We start from the raw sequence: 755 nt of genomic DNA on the forward strand, positions 1-755 counted from the left end.
GGGGCCCTGCGCGCGGCGCGCGCCGAACTCCACGACGCTGCCCCCGTGGGGGCTGGAGCGCGCCGCGAGCACCGTCCGCGCGGCCTTCGTCGCGACGAGCGTCTGGAAGTTGAGGATGTTCAGCAGGGCCGTCTCCACGAGCTGACCTTCCCCGAGGGGCGCGGTGACGCTCAGCAGGGGCTCGTTGGGGAAGACGACGCTGCCCTCGCGGAAGGCGGTGACGCGGCCCGTGAAGCGCCAGGCGCGCAGGTAGTCGAGGAAGGCCTCGTCGAACATCTCCAGGGAGCGCAGGTAGTCGAGGTGGTGCGCCTCAAAGCGCAGTGACGCGAGGTACTCCAGCGCGGGTTCCAGTCCGGCCCACACGGCGTACGTACCCCCGAAGGGCGCGCGGCGGAAGTACAGGTCGAAGGTGGCCTCCTGCCCGTGCAGACCGCTGCGGACGTAGCCGGCGAGCATCGTGAGCTGGTAGAGGTCCGTGAGGAGCGGATCGGCGGGCGAGGCCATCATGCGGTCAGGATGCCACGCCCGCGCGGCGGGGCGTCTTGAGGAAAACAACACACGCGCCCACCCGTCTAGTCCGCGCCCGCCGCCTCCCCGACGGTGTCCTCCAGCGCCCTCCCGCGCGTCTCCACCGGGATCAGGAGGGTGCACACCGCGCCCAGCAGGAAGAACGCGGCGTACACGCCCAGCGCGAGCGGCAGCGCGGTCGTGAGGAGCGCCGCGCCCAGCGAGGGGGCCACGACGCTCGCGAGGCG

At 72.5% G+C, this 755-nt stretch carries 2 pseudogenes; both read right to left on the minus strand.

From position 1 onward, the window contains the following. Positions 1 to 504, minus strand: a pseudogene (locus DEIPI_RS0107205) (nicotinate phosphoribosyltransferase); the annotation flags it as partial. 68 nt (positions 505 to 572) lie between these two features. Further along, positions 573 to 755 (minus strand): annotated as a pseudogene (locus tag DEIPI_RS0107210) (MFS transporter); the annotation flags it as partial.

The organism is Deinococcus pimensis DSM 21231 (assembly GCF_000519345.1).
Taxonomy (GTDB): domain Bacteria; phylum Deinococcota; class Deinococci; order Deinococcales; family Deinococcaceae; genus Deinococcus_A; species Deinococcus_A pimensis.